Annotated in this window: 18 protein-coding genes; 3 read left to right on the forward strand and 15 right to left on the reverse strand. The window is 44.3% G+C overall.

Annotated features, from left to right (window positions below; translation table 11 throughout):
• Nucleotides 1-53 precede the first annotated feature (53 nt).
• The 6 genes from GCU39_RS12645 to GCU39_RS12670 form a co-directional block, all read right to left on the reverse strand.
• Entirely contained in the window at nt 54-206 is a 153-nt protein-coding gene (locus GCU39_RS12645; protein WP_227793563.1) for a glycoside hydrolase N-terminal domain-containing protein, read from the reverse strand.
• Between the two features lie 70 nt (nt 207-276).
• Complete coding sequence (locus GCU39_RS12650; RefSeq protein WP_152393844.1) at nt 277-1,857, reverse strand: extracellular solute-binding protein; 1,581 nt, start codon at nt 1,855-1,857, stop codon at nt 277-279.
• A gap of 32 nt (nt 1,858-1,889) precedes the next feature.
• Complete coding sequence (locus GCU39_RS12655) at nt 1,890-2,783, reverse strand: carbohydrate ABC transporter permease (RefSeq protein ID WP_152393845.1); 894 nt, start codon at nt 2,781-2,783, stop codon at nt 1,890-1,892.
• 4 nt (nt 2,784-2,787) lie between these two features.
• Nucleotides 2,788-3,729, reverse strand: a complete 942-nt coding sequence (locus GCU39_RS12660; RefSeq protein WP_152393846.1) for an ABC transporter permease — start codon at nt 3,727-3,729, stop codon at nt 2,788-2,790.
• A 432-nt stretch (nt 3,730-4,161) separates the two neighbouring features.
• The gene (locus GCU39_RS12665; protein ID WP_152397222.1) at nt 4,162-5,256 is read right to left on the reverse strand and encodes a DUF3626 domain-containing protein; all 1,095 of its coding nucleotides are present in this window, start codon (nt 5,254-5,256) and stop codon (nt 4,162-4,164) included.
• A 52-nt stretch (nt 5,257-5,308) separates the two neighbouring features.
• Complete coding sequence (locus GCU39_RS12670) at nt 5,309-6,181, reverse strand: LysR family transcriptional regulator (protein ID WP_152393847.1); 873 nt, start codon at nt 6,179-6,181, stop codon at nt 5,309-5,311.
• 131 nt (nt 6,182-6,312) lie between these two features.
• Here GCU39_RS12670 and GCU39_RS12675 point away from each other — a divergent pair, with 131 nt between their 5' ends.
• Entirely contained in the window at nt 6,313-6,663 is a 351-nt protein-coding gene (locus GCU39_RS12675; RefSeq protein ID WP_407671710.1) for an antibiotic biosynthesis monooxygenase family protein, read from the forward strand.
• A 25-nt stretch (nt 6,664-6,688) separates the two neighbouring features.
• Here GCU39_RS12675 and GCU39_RS12680 read toward each other — a convergent pair whose 3' ends face one another.
• The 7 genes from GCU39_RS12680 to GCU39_RS31495 all read right to left on the reverse strand — a co-directional run bounded on the left by GCU39_RS12680 (nt 6,689) and on the right by GCU39_RS31495 (nt 14,490).
• Nucleotides 6,689-7,564, reverse strand: a complete 876-nt coding sequence (locus tag GCU39_RS12680; protein ID WP_152393849.1) for an AraC family transcriptional regulator — start codon at nt 7,562-7,564, stop codon at nt 6,689-6,691.
• Between the two features lie 130 nt (nt 7,565-7,694).
• The gene (locus GCU39_RS12685) at nt 7,695-8,720 is read right to left on the reverse strand and encodes a phosphotransferase (protein ID WP_227793565.1); all 1,026 of its coding nucleotides are present in this window, start codon (nt 8,718-8,720) and stop codon (nt 7,695-7,697) included.
• Between the two features lie 117 nt (nt 8,721-8,837).
• A complete protein-coding gene (locus tag GCU39_RS12690; RefSeq protein ID WP_152393850.1) occupies nt 8,838-10,574 on the reverse strand; it encodes an ABC transporter ATP-binding protein in 1,737 nt (578 codons plus the stop codon).
• Nucleotides 10,543-12,378: an ABC transporter ATP-binding protein gene (locus GCU39_RS12695; RefSeq protein ID WP_152393851.1), complete on the reverse strand. Its 1,836-nt coding sequence runs from the start codon at nt 12,376-12,378 to the stop codon at nt 10,543-10,545. The genes GCU39_RS12690 and GCU39_RS12695 overlap by 32 nt, the downstream gene beginning before the upstream one ends.
• A gap of 241 nt (nt 12,379-12,619) precedes the next feature.
• Nucleotides 12,620-13,573: a DeoR/GlpR family DNA-binding transcription regulator gene (locus GCU39_RS12700; RefSeq protein WP_152393852.1), complete on the reverse strand. Its 954-nt coding sequence runs from the start codon at nt 13,571-13,573 to the stop codon at nt 12,620-12,622.
• Nucleotides 13,574-13,769: 196 nt separating this feature from the next.
• Nucleotides 13,770-14,162, reverse strand: a complete 393-nt coding sequence (locus GCU39_RS12705) for an SET domain-containing protein (protein ID WP_152397224.1) — start codon at nt 14,160-14,162, stop codon at nt 13,770-13,772.
• Nucleotides 14,163-14,325: 163 nt separating this feature from the next.
• Entirely contained in the window at nt 14,326-14,490 is a 165-nt protein-coding gene (locus tag GCU39_RS31495) for a hypothetical protein (protein WP_193726907.1), read from the reverse strand.
• Between the two features lie 191 nt (nt 14,491-14,681).
• On the opposite strand from GCU39_RS31495, the gene GCU39_RS12710 reads away from it, so the two are divergent.
• Nucleotides 14,682-15,440, forward strand: a complete 759-nt coding sequence (locus GCU39_RS12710; protein WP_152393853.1) for a YwaF family protein — start codon at nt 14,682-14,684, stop codon at nt 15,438-15,440.
• Here the strand turns inward: GCU39_RS12710 and GCU39_RS12715 are convergent.
• Together GCU39_RS12715 and GCU39_RS12720 are read right to left on the reverse strand one after the other, a co-directional pair.
• The gene (locus GCU39_RS12715; RefSeq protein WP_152393854.1) at nt 15,416-16,141 is read right to left on the reverse strand and encodes a hypothetical protein; all 726 of its coding nucleotides are present in this window, start codon (nt 16,139-16,141) and stop codon (nt 15,416-15,418) included. The two genes, GCU39_RS12710 and GCU39_RS12715, sit on opposite strands and share 25 nt — an antisense overlap.
• Before the next feature lie 9 nt (nt 16,142-16,150).
• Nucleotides 16,151-16,591, reverse strand: a complete 441-nt coding sequence (locus GCU39_RS12720; protein WP_152393855.1) for a flavodoxin — start codon at nt 16,589-16,591, stop codon at nt 16,151-16,153.
• A 172-nt stretch (nt 16,592-16,763) separates the two neighbouring features.
• On the opposite strand from GCU39_RS12720, the gene lepB reads away from it, so the two are divergent.
• On the forward strand, nt 16,764-17,312 hold the full coding sequence (gene lepB, locus GCU39_RS12725) for a signal peptidase I (protein WP_152393856.1): 549 nt from the start codon (nt 16,764-16,766) through the stop codon (nt 17,310-17,312).
• Nucleotides 17,313-17,445 lie beyond the last annotated feature (133 nt).

A 17,445-nucleotide genomic window follows, 5' to 3' on the forward strand; every position in this document is an offset into this window, starting at 1 on the left:
TCGCTAGCTAAAAATTTAAAACTGAAGAGAAACTTTTTGATCTTTACTTATCTTCAAGGACAGATAACCGTTGGTCGGTTCAAGAGTCCGGCCTTCCTTGGGTCCTCCCCTACGCCGCCAAAATGCATGGCGCCTATTCTTCCATTGCCAAGCGGTAATGCCTCCGTCCAGTGCATCGCAGCCTTGCTGTATGACAAACGTTTCATATCGTTTCCTCCAATTAAAATAAGAAGCGTGAGAACATCACGCTCCTTCGTTTAACTCAAGTTATATTCATTATTTCTTAAAAGTCTCATCATAGGCTTTATTGATTAGCTCCAGAGCTCGGTCAGAGCCAAGTTTTTTAACCTGTGGTATCACTTGTGAATCCCAGGTATCAATGCTTTGCTTACCGATAATCACGTTTACCGAAGCTTCCTCTACATAGGTATCAATCGCCGTTTTGAGGTCGGTATATTCTTTTTTCTCATTCGTATCGCTAAATTTCGCATCAAAGACTGCCTTGCCAAAGGCGTGGTTTTCTTCCAAAAATGCTACCGATTTTTTCATAGCAGCACCATTTAACTCAAACGTATTAATAGCCGCTTGATTGACAACACCGAAAAGGCTTTGGTCGTTTAGCCCCGAATTCTTAATGGTGCCATTTGGCGTAGCAGGCGTTTGAAAATCCTTCAAAAATTTCACAGTACCATCCGAATTCTTTTGATAAGATTCGCCTTCGATACCAAATTGCATGGCATCGGTACCTTGCGGGCTGTACAACCAATTTAGAAAATTAACCAATTCATCTTTGTATTTCGTTTGGTTTGAAATCACTTTATAACTTTGGTAATAGCCGCTCAAAACAGAGGTACCCACTCTTTTATTGTTGTAAGCAGGTTGAAGCATTGCCGTAAATTCAAAGCCCTGTGGAATTTTGCTTCCCATTCGACTAACAATCTCGTCGCCAGCTTGTGGGTAGTCAAAGGTCACTAAACCTTTGCCTGTAGCTAACATTTCATCCCATTCATCATCTGTAATCGTAGCAAAGTTTGGATTTAACAAGCCTTCGGAATACAATTTTTTCAAGTAAACCAACGTATCCTTGTAAGCTTGGCTTTCTGGACCGAATAAATATTTTTGCCCCTCTGAATCAAGATAAAAAGAGGTGTACGTTCCTCTAAAGTAAGCTTGGTTAGCGATTAAGTGATTCGTACCCCATCTTACAAAATAGGGGTAAGAATCTGGGTAAAGCTTCTTCAATTGAACTAAGGTATTGTATAAATCGTCGAACGTTTCGAACTTCGTGGATAGATTGTTTTTTGCAAAGATATCAGTCCTACCTAACATAACTTCGTCGGCGCGATATGGCACATCATAGATTCTTGGGGCGCCATAAAATTTGCCGTTAGGCGAACGAGTCAGATCCATGGCAGGTGGATATTTTTCCATCATCGCTTTGTAATTATCAAGCTTCCCTGCTTCCATATAAGGCGTTAAATCTAAGAATGCTCCTTGTGGACCATAACGGTCCGCATTATCTCTTGATAACGTAATCAAATCTGGTAGTGATCCAGAGGCTAACATGGTGTTCAATTTTTGTGTATAGTCTGCACGGGCTACGCTAATCGGTTTGATTTTAATATTGGTGTACTTTTGAATGGTCTTAAATATTTCTTCGTCGCCAGTGTATGGGGTATTAGCCATAAAAAACCAAGAAACTTCAATGGGTTTTTCGCTAATTTTTTGTTCGGCGGCATTAGGGTCTGACGTCTGTGACGGCTCTGTGTTTTTGGTAGATTCGCTTGGCTTGCTGCTGCTGCACCCTGCAGCAAACAACATCATGGTAGCTACAAATAAGACCAAAAATCTTTTCACGATAAATCTCTCCTTTTAATAAATTTTATAAATTATCCTTTTATTGAGCCGACCATAAGACCCTTGACAAAGTACTTTTGAATAAAAGGATAAATACACATAATAGGAAGGGTCGTGATGACAATGGATGCCATTTTCAAAGATTCCGTTGCCGAGTGATTTAATTGAGCATAAGCGTCTTTTTCACTTGGATTGAAGGTTGCAGCTACCAATATACTTCTTAAAATCATCTGCAAAGGGTACTTTTCGGTATCATTTAAGTAAAGCAACGCATTGAAATATCCATTCCAAATGCCAACAGCTGTAAATAAGCCGATGGTTGCCAGGATTGGCTTGGAAAGTGGCAAAATGATTTTTACTAAGATTTGAGGATCCGTGGCCCCATCAATGTAAGCGGATTCACTTAGACTTTCAGGTATATTCCTAAAGAAGGATCTCATGAGAATAATGTTCCATGCGGATAACGCCCCTGGAAGAACCATAACCCATATGGTGTCTAAAATATGAAGGGACTTATAAGCCAGATAGGTTGGAATCATACCGCCACCAAAAAACATGGTTACAAGGTACACCTTGGAGATAAATGAACGCATTTGAAACTTATCTTTGGACAGTGGATATGCGGTTATAGCGGTGAAAAACAAGGTGAAAAATGTTCCCAGGACCGTGTACAAAATCGTGTTTTTATATGCCGTGAAAAAAATAGGATGGTTGATCATGGTCTTGAATGCACCTAGGTCAAACCCTTTTGGAAAAAAAGTAACTTTCCCCGCAATAACTTCTGCTGGTTCGCTAATCGACACAGACACAACGTAAACAAAGGGATAGAGCAAAGCCATGACAACAATAGCCAAAATAACGTATACAACGGAAAGAAAGACCCGATCTCCTATTGGTTCTTTGATTTTGTAAGGATTTTTTGTCATGACATCACCATAAACTTTCCTTTAGAAGTTTTCTGGAAAAATAGTTTGCTCCGAATACAAAAACAATGGAAACCAAGCTGTTAAACAACCCAATCGCACTTGAAAAGCCATAATCTTGGTCGATAATACCTTTGCGGTAAACATAAGTAGAGATAACATCGGCAACATCATATGTCGCAGGGCTATACATTAACAGAATTTTATCGAATCCAACGCTGATAATACCGCCAATAGCTAAAATGAACAGAGTAATGATGGTCGGCCGGAGACTGGGCAGGGTGATGTGAATAATCTGTTTAAACTTCGAACAGCCATCCATCTTAGCCGCTTCATACATTTCTGCGTCAATCCCTGTAATGGCCGCCAAGTAGAGTATGCTGGAATAACCAATTTCCTGCCAAATGCCTGAGCCAACATACAAGCTTCTAAAGTAACCGGATTCGTTAAAAAATTGGATCGGGTCAACTCCGAAATTGGCTAATAATTCATTTACAATACCATTACCACTAAAAATGGATTTCATAATGCCCACAATGACAACAACCGATATGAAATAAGGTAAATACGTAGCGGTTTGAATAAATCTCTTCATTTTGGGATGTATCACTTCGTTAATCAACAAAGCCAGAATAATAGGTGCTGGAAAAGCCCACAGCAAGTTCACAGAACCAAGAACAAACGTGTTTTTTATAATTCTAAAAAAGTTGGGATCTTTAAAAAATCGGATAAAGTTGTCAAAGCCAATCCATTCGGAGCCACTAATCCCTAAAAACAAACTGTAATTTTGAAAAGCAGTTACGATACCTACCATGGGATAATAAGCAAACAAGGCAATCATGATTAACCCTGGAAACGACATCAGCAGGAGAAAGCGGTTACATTTCCAATCGTAATTTAACTTAGAAATAAATGACTTTTTAGATATTTTTCCGATAGTCGTCGACAAGATCTCACCTCATCACTTATTTTTGAACCGATCCCGTATGAGTCAATTGCAAACCACGACACCCCCTTTTCTTAATCAAGCAACACTCGTTGTAAGCGCATTCTTTTTATGTCGTGAAGATCGATAAATCCATGTCATGATTAATGCTTATATCTTACTCTTCCGCCAATGGGAGGTTAATGATAATAATTTAGATTTCTTGATTTATTTTACGAATTATCCCGTAACAGTAACATTTGTCATTGCACTTATCAGACTCTTAATTAATCACATTTTATGGGTTTTTGATATCTAAAAATACTGCACTTAGCAACGATTTCTGCACTCTATCAACGAAATTCATAACAACTCGTGATAAAATGACAAAATAAAAGGTCAGCCAGAATATATTGGCTAACCTTTTATTTTGTGATGCTATAAATATTGAACATCTCATGCCTTGACCCTGTGAAGCGGCCGCCCATACTTGACCAATACATGCCATATGAGCTTTAATTCCTGAAGAACTTCCGCATAAGTCCCGCGATCACGCCAGACATCCGGATGACGCTTCAGTTCCTTAGCAGCAGCCCCGATCATACATGTATCAATATATCCGTCTCGTCCGATTCGCCGCGCCAATGCAGGCATCGCTGGACCTCTAAAATCAGCAGGCACCTCATCCAATGACAGCGCAAAGCCCTGATGCCAATAGAGAACAATGGAATATCGAGAACTGATCTGCTTCAGTGTGACTTCGATCGGCGTTCCCTGGAAGGAAGGATCCGCTACGAGAATTTCCACATCGTCCTGCAGTCGGATATCGCCATGCACTTGAGCTTCAATATAATGATTAAGATTGCGACTTGGCCCGCGGCCCGAAGGATCTACGAAACCTTCCATCCTATTCGATTGCAGATTCTCGATGAATGGCTTTGGGCGTATACCTTGTTCACCTAAGGCGGAATCTCTTAAGAAGATCTCCTCTAATAGTGCCGCCATGATATCATCGAATGCGGCATAGGTTCCTTTTTGAACAGGATTTTGATGCGAATCCATATACGTATAAGTGCTACGATATGACACCTTCGGCGATAAAAGGAAATAACATGAACCAAACCGTGGTGCGGGGCCATCTGCATGCCGCATCACATCAAGTGCGCCATATTTGGGACGTTCGCTATTCGTTACACCCTCCCGCTGATAAGCGCCGCCAAATAGTCTGTCCTCCCACAAATCACGTTGTCCACCAGGGTAGGCAGACACGCTGCCACTCGACAGCATCGTCTCAAATTGGCTCTTATATACACCTTGCTCCAATAGCGCCTCTGCAACAGTCTGATCTGTAGGGTCCAACCGATCGGGGTGAAAGTGCAGTGCAATCCTCGCATGCGATTTCATCATCGCTACAGCATTTTCGTAACAGTCATGATCGATATTAGACATATGCAAAATTTCGTGAATGGTGTGACGGGCCTTCTCTCTCCGCTGCATCGCATAATCAGACACGAACGCTAATGCAGCCGCTTGTGATGATGACAGATTTATACTCTCCATGACTTACTCCCTCCTCTATAACCGTCTTACAATCCTAGTCTGCTTATTTTACGACCCAATGGCATATGCATTCAATCATTTTCTGAGCAGCGGGTGAACAATCTCTCAACGATTTGACCGCAATGCCGATTGAACGATAATGTGCTCCCTCCAATGGGCGAATGCACACCTCATCGGGGAGACTAGAAAGAATTAATTCCGGCAGCATGCTGATCCCTAATCCGCTCTGCACCATCGCTAAGATCGCTTGGTCATCCTCTAATTCGAACTTGATTGAGGGTACGATGTTATGCTGGTTGAAAATCCGCTTAATATCATTGTCACATCCCGCGATCGGCATAATGAAAGGCTCATCCCTGATTTGATTTATTCGTATTGTGGATTGATGATGCAAGGGATGGTCTTTAGGCAAAACACACATCATCCGATCCTGATGCAGAGGGATGACTTCTAAAATCGGATTCGTTGTCGGTAAATTCACGAACCCTAAATCCGAAATGCCTGCCAGAACAGATTCCTCGATCTCAACGTAGCTACCATCGACTAACTTAATATCGATCAATGGAAATTGTTCTTGAAATTGCTTCAGAATTCCTGGCAGCCACTGAATCGATACACTGGAGAAGGTGCCGATCCTCACGGTGCCTCGCTCAATCCCTTTAATCGCTGCGATCTCTTGGTTCAACTTCTCATTCATCTGCAATATCTCGCGGATATGTACAATTAGGCGTTCCCCATTGTTGGTTAACTGTACGCCTGATCGATTCCGAATCAAGAGGCTGAGTCCGACATCTCGTTCCAAGCTCGAAATCGCATGACTTACGGCGGATTGGGTGAGATTTAATCGCTCTCCAGCCTTGGTTAGACTCTTACATTCAACCACTTTGCTGAAGATCTCGTATTTGATCAGATTCATGTGTACTTCCACCTTCTGCATGAACGTTATTCATGTAACTTATGTTAAACATTCATTTTATTTATCTATATTATATCGCTATAATCGAATTATTCTATTACACATTCTTACGAAGAGGAGCGAGTCAATTGATCAACAATGAAGATCCAGCCAAGAAATCACATTATGCCGTAATTTTTACAAGTCAACGTACAGAAGGAGATAATGGCTACCATGCCATGGCAGATCAAATGTCGGAACTAGCCTCGAAGCAGCCTGGTTTTCTAGGTGTAGATAGTGTAAGGGATGCCTCAGGCACGGGGATTACCATCTCGTATTGGGACAGTCTTGAGGCCATTCGCCATTGGAAACAAGTAGAATCCCATCTCGTAGCCCAGGAGCGCGGCAAGCAGGAATGGTATGAGCACTATGAGGTCAAGATTTGCAAAGTAGAAAGAGCGTATTCTTCTGAAAAGCGTGCCCATGACAAAAGAGACGCCTAGATTCAGGCCTCTCTCTTGTACAATGCTATGATTGTTTCACGACAGGTATCCATATTTCGCTGCGAAACTTTGGCGACGTAACATCTTTCTGTTCGTTCCATAAGATCTCTGGCCCACGGGCCAGTTCATAGCTCGAAGACGGGAGCCATTCCGAATAGATGCGACCCCATACGTTCTGAAGCGTCTCTGGAAAAGGTCCGACTGCTTCAAAAACAGCCCACGTGGAGGATGCAACATCAAGGTTGGACAGATGTGATGGACAGGGATGCGTTGTAGCCACGCCAATATAATGATCGAGCTCTCCCTTCTCCTCCATCCGCTCTTCAGAGAAATTCGTGGATGCGCTGAGCAACCCGTGTGGCGCGATATTGGACAGGCTTTTAAGTTCCTGAATCTTATCGTTGTCCAAACTGCTCCACATCGCCGCAATTTCCGGATTCACGCCATGGAATATAATCGGTACTCTTTTCTGGATCCCAATGATACGAAACGCCTCTTTCTCCTCAATCCGATAATTCATTTCATTACCTCCTTGAATGGTTAACTGAAAGGTCATAGGAGGGTACAATTTGAGTGATTGACCTCGAGTTCTAGACTCCGATGGCGTAATCCCATGCAATGCTTGAAAAGCTCGTGTAAACGAATCAGGCGACTCATATCCATATTTCAGCGCAATATCGATAACTCGGTTGTGCTGATCGTTCAACTCAAATGTGGCAAGCGTCAATCGTCTCCGGCGGATATATTCTGATAGCGGTACCCCGGCAAGAAATGAGAACATACGCTTAAAATGGTATTCCGAGCACATCGCGATTCTTGCAACTTCTCTGAAGTCGATCTCTTGCGTTAAGTGCTCCTCCACATAACGTAATGCGTTATTCATATTCTCCAGCACATTCATCGTCAACTCCCTCCTACATCTCTAGCATAGCAGTACTCATCTTCGCCGATCCGACAATTCGTGCCCCATTCTGAGGGGTTACAGAATCGAAAAAAGCTGGCTCCAGCGATATTCTGGACCAGCATAAATCTTAGTGTTCTCGCAACCAACGTTCAATCTCAGGAATCCCATCAGCGTATCGACAAAGGGCCTGAATCGTCTCGATGACCTGCGCCGTCCCCATCTTCTGCTCTTCTTCATCGGAACACGCAATGTTCAACGACCGCTTCAAATTATATTCCAACCAGCCTAATTTGCCCGTATAACCATAATCAAGCACCTTGCGCCAAGCGGTCTGAACAACCTCTGTTTTCTGTTTATAGCTCTGGATAAACACGATAAATCGATTCTTATCTATACTACCCTGTTCATCTTCAGACCAATATAATGCCGTCTCAACCAAATCTTGCATCGGATTGATGGAACCTGCTGATTCCCAATCAATCAGCATAGGCTTATCAAGATGCCACATCACATTCTTAGGATCCAAATCCCTATGGCTAATGACTTGATCTCCTGCAAGGAATTGTTCTGCATGATGGGCTAGCGCATTCCACGCATACAATGAATCTCGGATAGGAAGGAGTTGATCCACCCACGCTGCTTGGTTTTCTTGCCCCATTCGAGCGTACGCATCCCAATCGATGATGGCTATATGAGAATTTGCTTGTAATACGCCTAACGCAGTGAAATCCGCAGCATGAATATCTGCGAGGATCGCACCTATTTGCCCACAATGAACTGTCTCTACTTCACTAGGTCGAAGACACTTGCCCTCCACCCAAGGAAAAACGAGATAGAATTGATCGTCGATTTCATGGATTGATACACCATCAATTTGTATGGCCGGTAAGGCTGGCACATGGCTAGCTGCTCGTACAGCGATCCGTTCTGAGCGGATGAAATTTTGCATCGCTTCAGGTCTTTGCATAATTTGAGGATTTAGGGCCTTTATTGCATATTTACCTTGTGAGGTCGTTATCGAATACATACGGTGTAAGAACCCGCCCGATACCGCTTCGGGAGCATCTGTCAGCTCACCAATACGCAGCATGGCACATAATTTCTGAATTTGTACATGGATTGGATTCTCGCTCATCATAACATTCCTTTGCATGATCCTTATATTGGAATAGCCCACTTCCATGTTACTGTAAATTGATCCATAAATACACATCATTTTCTGGGTATATACAGAGTCCCTCACTCCATCCATGAAATGAGGGACACCGCTCTATCCTGTAATTTTCCAACCGTTCGACTTCGTCTGCCGTCCCCACAGTCTGGCATATAGCCCGCCGGATTGCACCAATGCAGCATGACGCCCCTGCTCTACGACCTGACCTTTGTCTAATACGACGATATTGTCAGCGTTCACGATGGTTTTCAATCGATGTGCGATCACGATCACTGTTCTACCTTGAATTAACTGATTAATCGCTTGCTGGATTTCTGCTTCATTCTCAGGATCAAGTGAAGCCGTCGCTTCATCAAGGAGTACGATCGGCGCATTTTTCAGTATGGCTCGCGCAATGGAAATTCGTTGTTTCTCCCCGCCGGACAGCGTACTGCCCCCTTCACCTACGGGGGTATCGTAGCCTAACGGGAGCTTCATGATGAATTCATGACAGCAAGCCAGCCTCGCTGCCTCTTCGACTTCTTCCCGCGTAGCGTCATTTCGTCCGAATCGTATATTATTCGCAATCGTATCCTGGAAAAGATAGACGTCTTGAAACACCATCGTCACCTTGCGCAGCAATGCTTCTGGATCCACCTCGCGAATATCCTCGCCGCCGAAGGTCACCTTGCCATGATTCGGATCATAGAATCGTGCGATAAGACGCAGGACGGTGCTCTTGCCGCTGCCCGAAGGACCTACCAAAGCCGTTAATGAACCCGCCGGCATTCGAATGTTCACATCGCGGAGAACCTGTAGATCCGAATACCCGAACGCCACCTGTTGAAATTCGATATCATGCCCAGCAGGTTCCTGGCGTTCCCCTTGCATAACGGGTTCTTCGAGCAGGTGAACAATTCGCTCCCCTGCCTGCTTCTGATAAGCAAATTCTGCGTATCGGATCAGTGCGGATGACAGTGGATCGAAGATTCGAGAACCAATAACAAGGAAAAAGACAAATGTAATTAAGTCCAGATGTCCATCGGATAACAGATAGACGCCGATGATGACCATTATCGTAAGGCCTGCGCGTATGAACGCGATCGCACTTAACACGATCGGCCCGAGCATTCCTTCCGTACGTATGCTCTGACGCATGAACTCGCGAAACGAGCCATCTAATCTTTCGAATCGTTCACCAGTCATGTTATAGGATTTGATCAGACGAATTCCGTTCAAATACTCTTGTAATCGGTTGGCCATATCGATTTTGGCCCGCATATGTTTGCTGCCAAGCTTCCGCTGCAGCCCGGAGGTCAAGAGTATCAGTGAGATGGCAACAGGGAGGGCCGCGAACAATGCCAGGGCCATACGCCAATCGATAAATAAGAGACTGACTATGGCAATGAGAGGCATGATGAGCGCCCCGATCATTTGCGGCAGGAGATGAGATATGCCCTGCTCAATCATCGCAATGTCGCCCATCATCATATTGGTTAGATCACCTGGATCGCGCCGGTCCAGATAACCTAGATGCAATTTGCGCAAATGCTCAGCAAGTCGTGTCCTACTCTCCACGGCAGCGCTATATGCATTTCGGAATTGTGTTCGATAAGCCGGCACTTCACAGGCGTAGATCAGGACTAAGGAAATAAACATCAGACCACAGATCCACCAAAGTCTTGACGTATTTAGCATCATCCCAGGATCCATGAATGGCTCGAAAATTAGCCTCACGGCTTCTACCAGTAGTACAAACGGCATAATACCAACCACATTCGCGATCGTCGTATACACGACGGGCTTCAGTAATACCCGTGAATTACCTGCCGTAAAATGATGCAACATGTTCATCGGTTATTGATCCTCCTCTCTCATTTTCGAGCTGCCAATGCGTTGAATCCGTATAAGCACGCCACATCCTTGCATACAGGCCGGCCTCTGCGATCAGTTCATCGTGTATTCCCTTTGCCACAATACGACCTTGATCCAATACGACAATCTGCTCTGCATCCTGAATCGTAGACAACCGATGTGCAATGATAATCACCGTCTTCCCTTTCGTTAATTCTTTTAATGCGCGCTGGATTTCATATTCGTTCTCTGGATCCGCAAATGCCGTTGCTTCGTCTAAGACGAGGATCGGAGCATTTTTGAGGATGGCCCTTGCAACCGCAACACGCTGCTCCTCTCCACCGGATAGATATACCCCGCCTTCTCCAATTCGTGTATCGTATCCATTCGGTAGCTGTTGAATAAACTCGTGGCATTGTGCGGCCTTGGCTGCAGCGATCACATCCTCATGCGTTGCGTGAGGGCAACCAACAGCTATGTTGTTGTAGACCGTATCGAAGAATAAGAAGGTTTCTTGGAAGACAAAGCCGACCGTGTTCATCAATTCTTCCGTCGACATGTCCCTAATATCCACACCACCAATGCGAATAGCGCCTTCCGTTACATCCCAGAAACGCGGTACCAGATTCGCAAGCGTCGATTTCCCAGCTCCTGATGGTCCAACTAAAGCTGTGACTTCACCTTGGGATGCCAATAACGTTACCCCCGAAATGACCTTCTCACACGAGGACTCTGGACCATAAGCGAATGAAACATTGTCAAATAAAACATCATAGGACTCGGGTTTCTTCGGCTGTATAGGTTCAACGACGGCTTGTTTCATCAGGATCCGATCCATTCGATCAACCCCCTCATGAATATCGCGAAGCAGGGAGGTTAAGAACATGATCTTGAACATCGGAGCAGACACCCCGGGCGCCATAATTAAGAAAAATAATAAAACCGAAGCAAATGCGATATCGCCTGGATCCTGACTAAATATCAATACGCCCACCGGTAAGATGAATGCAGCAAAGGAACTGAGTAGTATTTTGAAGCCCAAATAACCATTCTGCATCTGGTCAGTGAATTTGACGCAGTATTCTTGATAATTCAACATATCGTTATAGAACTTACGGAAGGAACGAACGGTCTGACCGAATACTTTAATCGCAGGCATTCCCCGTACATACTGCACCGCTGATGCATTCAATTGCTCGAGGGAATCGTAATATTTCTTTACATTTTCTTGTCCCCCGAGGGCCGTCATCATCTTAAATTGCACGAAAATTCCCAGCGCAATCGGGACCATACACGCGATAGCCAGCCACAAATCAAGATAGAACATAACGCCAATCATCGTGACCGTCGTGACAATGACACTTACCAAATCGGGCAATTGATGCGCAATAAATCCTTCAATCTTCTCTACATTCTGTTCTAGCGTCTTCTTGACCGCCCCAGTGGACGAATTGTTCAACCAACCGAGTGGAAGCTTGCCAATATGCGAGGATAGCTTCACACGAAGTCCATATAAGATGCGAAATGCCGCAATATGCGAAGCCATGCCTCCGGCATACATCGTGATAAGGCTTACGAGCATCCCGATTAGCGCAATAACCCCCCACTGTATCATCACCACCCAATCCGCAGATGACAAATCTGCGGCATGCAAGAGCAGTTCTTGTAGAATATAGTAGACCGATACATATGGGATCAGCATGGATAATGCACTAATGCCTGATAACACACATGAGACAATAAGCAGACCCCGCTTTTCGTCGGCAATGTCAAGCAAGCGGGCAAAACCCTTCTTCTGCACCATTCGATAATCCTCCTTTTCTGCTTAGCCCTATTTTATTGAGAATGATATTCATTATCATTATTTTAATCATACTGCTAATACCTATTTCTTATCCACCAATTGCGGGAGTATTTTCACGGTCTTTATGCAATAAAAAAACTGCTCATAAGAGCAGTTCAGTTGAAGCCTTAGTTTGTGAGTTGATTTATCAATACGCAAAGGACCCCATCACAAGTGAGAACCATGAGACCTCTTTGGTGTACTATTGGCCTTCCTTCATGATCTGCGTCACCGCACGAACACGAACATCCGAACGTCTGAATTGAATCTGCGTTTGCGCATCAGCCGCACTTGCAGCCCATACATTCTCATAGTAAACGACACCGTTAAGATCCTGGAATTCTACGGTAAATTCTAATCCCTCACTCTCTATGCCTTGAGCAGTAATGACCTTCACCCCTAGCAGCCGAATTCGTTCAATCACTTCTTGATCCGCTTGATCATCTGTGATGAGGACGTCCAGATCCTCAATCTGACCCGCCTTCGCAAATCCATCTTGACCTACCGCATGATGCGTCGCGATCCCAATGCATCTTCGAGATATTGAGGATACCGCTCGCGCAAACGCAGCAACTTCCGGTGTAGCTACGAAAATCCCTTCATCGGATATCCCTCCACCGGTTATGAAGCTCATATCGAATTTGAACTGCCGAATAAATTCAATGGCGAGCACATCCGTAATATTGCCTGAAGCTTTGACCAGTCCCCCAACAAAATACGTATCGATCCACTCCCGACCACGCAGCTCATCAGCGACACGCATGCAATTCGTCACAATCGTAAGAGGCATGTGATCAGGCAGATGCTTCAGCAGCGCATAGGCAGTAGACCCGCTCCCGATAAATATCGTATCTTTGTCGCGAATATACGACACAGCTAACTTGGCGACCGCATGGGCTTCAGGCGAACCTACACCATATCGTTGTTCAGGCGGTGGGGGCGATTGACGAACCTTCATTGCGGGTATGGCACCGCCATGGGTCTTCTGCAGCAGCCCTTGCTCTTCCATCATTGACAGATCTCGCCGAATCGAGTCAATCGATACTTGAAACGTCTCAGCCAATTCTTTCGCAAGAACCCGCTTCTGTTGATGCAATAACGCAAGAATTTTCTCGCGCCGTTCCTCAGCGAACATCCCAGCACCTTCATTAACCATGCAATATCACTCCTGTTTATGCTTTTTTACCAGCTATCTATATTCCATTATATTCCGTTTTATTCATTTATCAACCATTATTTTCTAAAATTATTGAGTTTTGATCCACGATTTATCCGTATTACGCTGTATTATTCAGCGAACAACAAAAAAAGAGGCAGAGTATAATCCTCTGCCTCGCTTTTCCCGTATGATCCTATTCAGACTTCGCAGCGTCCTCCAAGAACCACAACGGATCTTTACAATCTTCATCACCATTATAATTAATCAGAATTTCTTCTCCTGCCTTAATATCCGTATACGCGTAGAAATCAACCGTCAGTTGATCAAAGTTGAGATCGTACGAGGCGTTAGGCTCATAAGAATGATTAAATAGGCTTCCGTATCCTAACAACACGGCGGAGTGATTCACACCAAATTCGAATACATAATCAGCGAGGATGGTCTGTTCAATGTGCACATGCTCTTCTTCCGGATATGGAATAACGGGGGCTTCATGAAAAATAACACCCTTGGGTATATCACAAGTAGCGAATACACCACGATTGAATTCGCCATTGCTTAGTTTGGATTGCTTAATCTCGATCATGCTTGTCACCTGCGCGTCCTTTGTCTGTATCAATATGATAGGGCTAGAAAGGATCATTTTAACTCACCTAGACGAAAAGCGCAAATGAAGTTGACATCAATTTACGCAAAAAAAGCAAGCGTCATCCTGAAAACTACGGACGACTTCTTGCCTTTTGAAAAGATTAATGAACCTCAGCACTCGCTTCATCCCGTTCTTGCGAACGATAAGCAAGCAGAACAACTTCCGATCCTGCTTTATCTCGAATCTTCGACTCGAGGGATTGCAGCTGCGTTAACGTCGCATCATCCAGGTCCGCCGGAATGAGATGTGCGGATTGCTTATCCATCCCTATGCCTCCTCCATTTCAACATATATTTCCTGCCTAGTATACCCATACTAGTTCCATTCAACCCAGCAGTTGCAATAACACCTATGGTGATGCGGTACTATGCAAAGTTAGGACTATGAGCACCCCAGCGGAACACCTACAATAGCTATACAGCATCGAACGAAATTATGATAAGGGGTGCACGATTTATGACATGGATTTCGATGATCTCCCTCTCGGTTCAAGCCCAACCTCGCTTTCAAATGTATCATCCGTCTCATCTGATCTGGATTCTAATCTTGTTGGCGCTGACGATCATCCTATGGCTCACGAGGCACGTCATTCAGAAGAGTCCGTCTATCCGCCTTCGAATACGTTGGGTATTGATCAGCGCAATGATCATCCCACAGCTTATCTTGTATGGCATTTACACCATCCAAGCGACTTGGGATCCGAGAGTTCATCTCCCGCTTGAATTGTGCAGCATCACGCTGTACCTTTCCTGCATCATGCTCATAACACGGAGTTATTTTCTCTATCAGATCATGGTCTTCGCAGGGATTGGCGGAGCGATGCAAGCCATCCTTACACCCAATTTACTGGAACCCTACCCGGATTTCATTTATTTTCACTTCTTTGTCTGCCATCTAGCCATTGTCCTTGCTTCATTATATATGACCTGGGGCGAGAATTATCGGCCTCGTCTCCGTTCGATTGGGATTACGATGATCTTCTTGAATGTTCTCGCAATCCTCGTCGGTACGGCGAACTGGCTCCTGGATGCGAACTATATGTTCTTAGCCTATAAACCCACTACTCCATCCATACTTGATTTCCTCGGACCCTATCCTTATTATCTATTGGCAGAAGAAATCGTCGCTTTATTTATCTTCTTCGTGATCTATGTGTTGCTCGGTCAGAAGCGTAAATCTAACAATGACACTCAGTGGCGTAGGGACAACGAATGATGATGGTTGCTCACGCACTCCTGCATCAGACGACTCACGACACGAACATAATCGAGGGAACGCTCAATATCTAAAGGTTCTGGTGTAATGATATACGATTTACCTGTTAATAGTGTTATGACCTCCATCCGTTCCGGCATTATGCCGAACATACGCGTGGTGAACAAGAGACAGATATGTAAGTACGATTTGATTAGCTGCGGTTCGTCATGGATGAATAACTTTCGAACGATGTAAGAGGATTCATTCGCGGTGCCTCTCCATTCAATCACCTGAAACATCATGGTGAGATGGGCCCCGAGTTCTTCAATCATCGTCGTCATTTCCGTCAGTAGGTACATCGGATTCTCGCATAATCGAAGATCTGTAAGCAGCATTTTGAGATGCATTGTAATGTAGGATTTCACGTAATGATGCTGGTCTTCCGATTCGAACGCAAGGATTTTCCTCGTCCACCGTCTTTCAATGATTTGTGCGATCATCTTCTCTGTCCGCTGCTCTGGCAGCAACGCATAAAAATCAAGCAGCACGTCTTGAATGCTCTTCTCTACATGCTCTTCCCACCGGAGATGCGGCTTAGGCTGCTCCTTCAATTTTCGCTCATAGCAGCACGGACAGCGCAGATACAACGCCACATCTTGTTCATGAATGACCGTATCGTATACGGCACCAACCTTCCAATCGTGATTATGCATCATCATTTTCCTTTCTTAATCCAAGCCGAGCAATCGTCGACCAAGCTCCCTGCATTGCTCTTTTTCTTCTGCTGAAGGACTGAATTCTACTTTTAACCCCTCAGCTACGACCGTACAGCCGCGTTCCTGCAGCTTCGCGATCAAAATATCGACTGCTGCGCCGAATTGCGGATAACTCGAATCTGCGGAACCGAATACAACCGCTTTTTTGCCGCTGAGATCAACTTCATCCATCTCTTCGTAGAAATCCAGAAACTCATCCGGCAGTTCTCCATCACCCCATGTATATGCACCGAGCACAATACCGTCATATGACTCCAGATCGGATGCACTTGCGTCGAATACTTCTTTGATCGTAATGTTGGCCTTTCCGAACTCTAATCCCTCTTTTACGGCATCCGCCATTTCTTCTGTATTGCCCGTCATACTCGCAAATACCATCAACACATTCTTCATCGATCCAAACTCCTCTTTATATATAATTGATAATGATTATCATTTTCATTAGGATTATAACCTCAACGCATCCTGATTTCAATACCCAATTCTCATTTGGAACTTCGCAACTTATTGGGATTCCTGAACGTATAATGAATTATGATCGTTGCAGAGAGGAGTACAACTACAAATGCGTATCTTTCGTGAGGCCATGCGATGGGTATTCTCAATCGCGGTGTCCTTCATCCTTGCCTTATTTATTTGCACCTATATCATTCAACCGACCAAAGTGAGCGGACATTCCATGGAGCCGACCCTGCACGACACAGAACGATTATTTATTCTCAAATGGACACATACCTTCTCGATGACCCCGGATTATGGAGATATCGTTGTTATCGATAGCCGGGTCGAGCGCAATCGTTCGTTCGCTGACGAGTTTCTGGACAATCCCTTCTTTAATTTCCTCACCCAGAACGGCGAACAAGAGATATTCTTCATCAAACGTGTGATCGGCAAGCCTGGCGATACGATTGATATTCGGGACCAACATGTGTATCGCAATGGCCAGCTTCTAACCGAACCATACATTAAAGAGACGATGCTGGATATGCCTGAACAAACCTTCATTGTGCCTAAAGACCACGTCTTTGTGATGGGTGATAATCGCAATCATAGTAAAGACAGCCGGGATATTGGATTTATTCCACTCTCCCATGTACTAGGTAAAAAGTTATAAGCGCACATGAAAAAAGAGAGCTCATTCTGAGCTCTCTTTTTATCTCGATACAAAACGTAACTTATACTAGAATATTTTGAATTTTATATGAATTTACCCTTGACACGATACAAATTGTATCATAAATTACTAT

It is taken from the genome of Paenibacillus guangzhouensis, from assembly GCF_009363075.1.
Taxonomy (GTDB): Bacteria; Bacillota; Bacilli; order Paenibacillales; family Paenibacillaceae; genus Paenibacillus_K; species Paenibacillus_K guangzhouensis.

Coding starts and splice junctions, on each gene's coding strand:
- GCU39_RS12685 (WP_227793565.1), bottom strand. CDS start 8,720: ATGCAAAGGAATGTTATGATGAGCGAGAATCCAATCCATGTACAAATT.
- GCU39_RS12705 (WP_152397224.1), bottom strand. CDS start 14,162: ATGATCGAGATTAAGCAATCCAAACTAAGCAATGGCGAATTCAATCGT.
- GCU39_RS12670 (WP_152393847.1), bottom strand. CDS start 6,181: ATGAATCTGATCAAATACGAGATCTTCAGCAAAGTGGTTGAATGTAAG.
- GCU39_RS12645 (WP_227793563.1), bottom strand. CDS start 206: ATGAAACGTTTGTCATACAGCAAGGCTGCGATGCACTGGACGGAGGCA.
- GCU39_RS12720 (WP_152393855.1), bottom strand. CDS start 16,591: ATGAAGAATGTGTTGATGGTATTTGCGAGTATGACGGGCAATACAGAA.
- GCU39_RS12655 (WP_152393845.1), bottom strand. CDS start 2,783: ATGACAAAAAATCCTTACAAAATCAAAGAACCAATAGGAGATCGGGTC.
- GCU39_RS31495 (WP_193726907.1), bottom strand. CDS start 14,490: ATGGATAAGCAATCCGCACATCTCATTCCGGCGGACCTGGATGATGCG.
- GCU39_RS12715 (WP_152393854.1), bottom strand. CDS start 16,141: ATGATGATGCATAATCACGATTGGAAGGTTGGTGCCGTATACGATACG.
- GCU39_RS12710 (WP_152393853.1), top strand. CDS start 14,682: ATGACATGGATTTCGATGATCTCCCTCTCGGTTCAAGCCCAACCTCGC.
- GCU39_RS12690 (WP_152393850.1), bottom strand. CDS start 10,574: ATGAACATGTTGCATCATTTTACGGCAGGTAATTCACGGGTATTACTG.
- GCU39_RS12700 (WP_152393852.1), bottom strand. CDS start 13,573: ATGGTTAATGAAGGTGCTGGGATGTTCGCTGAGGAACGGCGCGAGAAA.
- GCU39_RS12680 (WP_152393849.1), bottom strand. CDS start 7,564: ATGAATGTGCTGGAGAATATGAATAACGCATTACGTTATGTGGAGGAG.
- lepB (WP_152393856.1), top strand. CDS start 16,764: ATGCGTATCTTTCGTGAGGCCATGCGATGGGTATTCTCAATCGCGGTG.
- GCU39_RS12695 (WP_152393851.1), bottom strand. CDS start 12,378: ATGGTGCAGAAGAAGGGTTTTGCCCGCTTGCTTGACATTGCCGACGAA.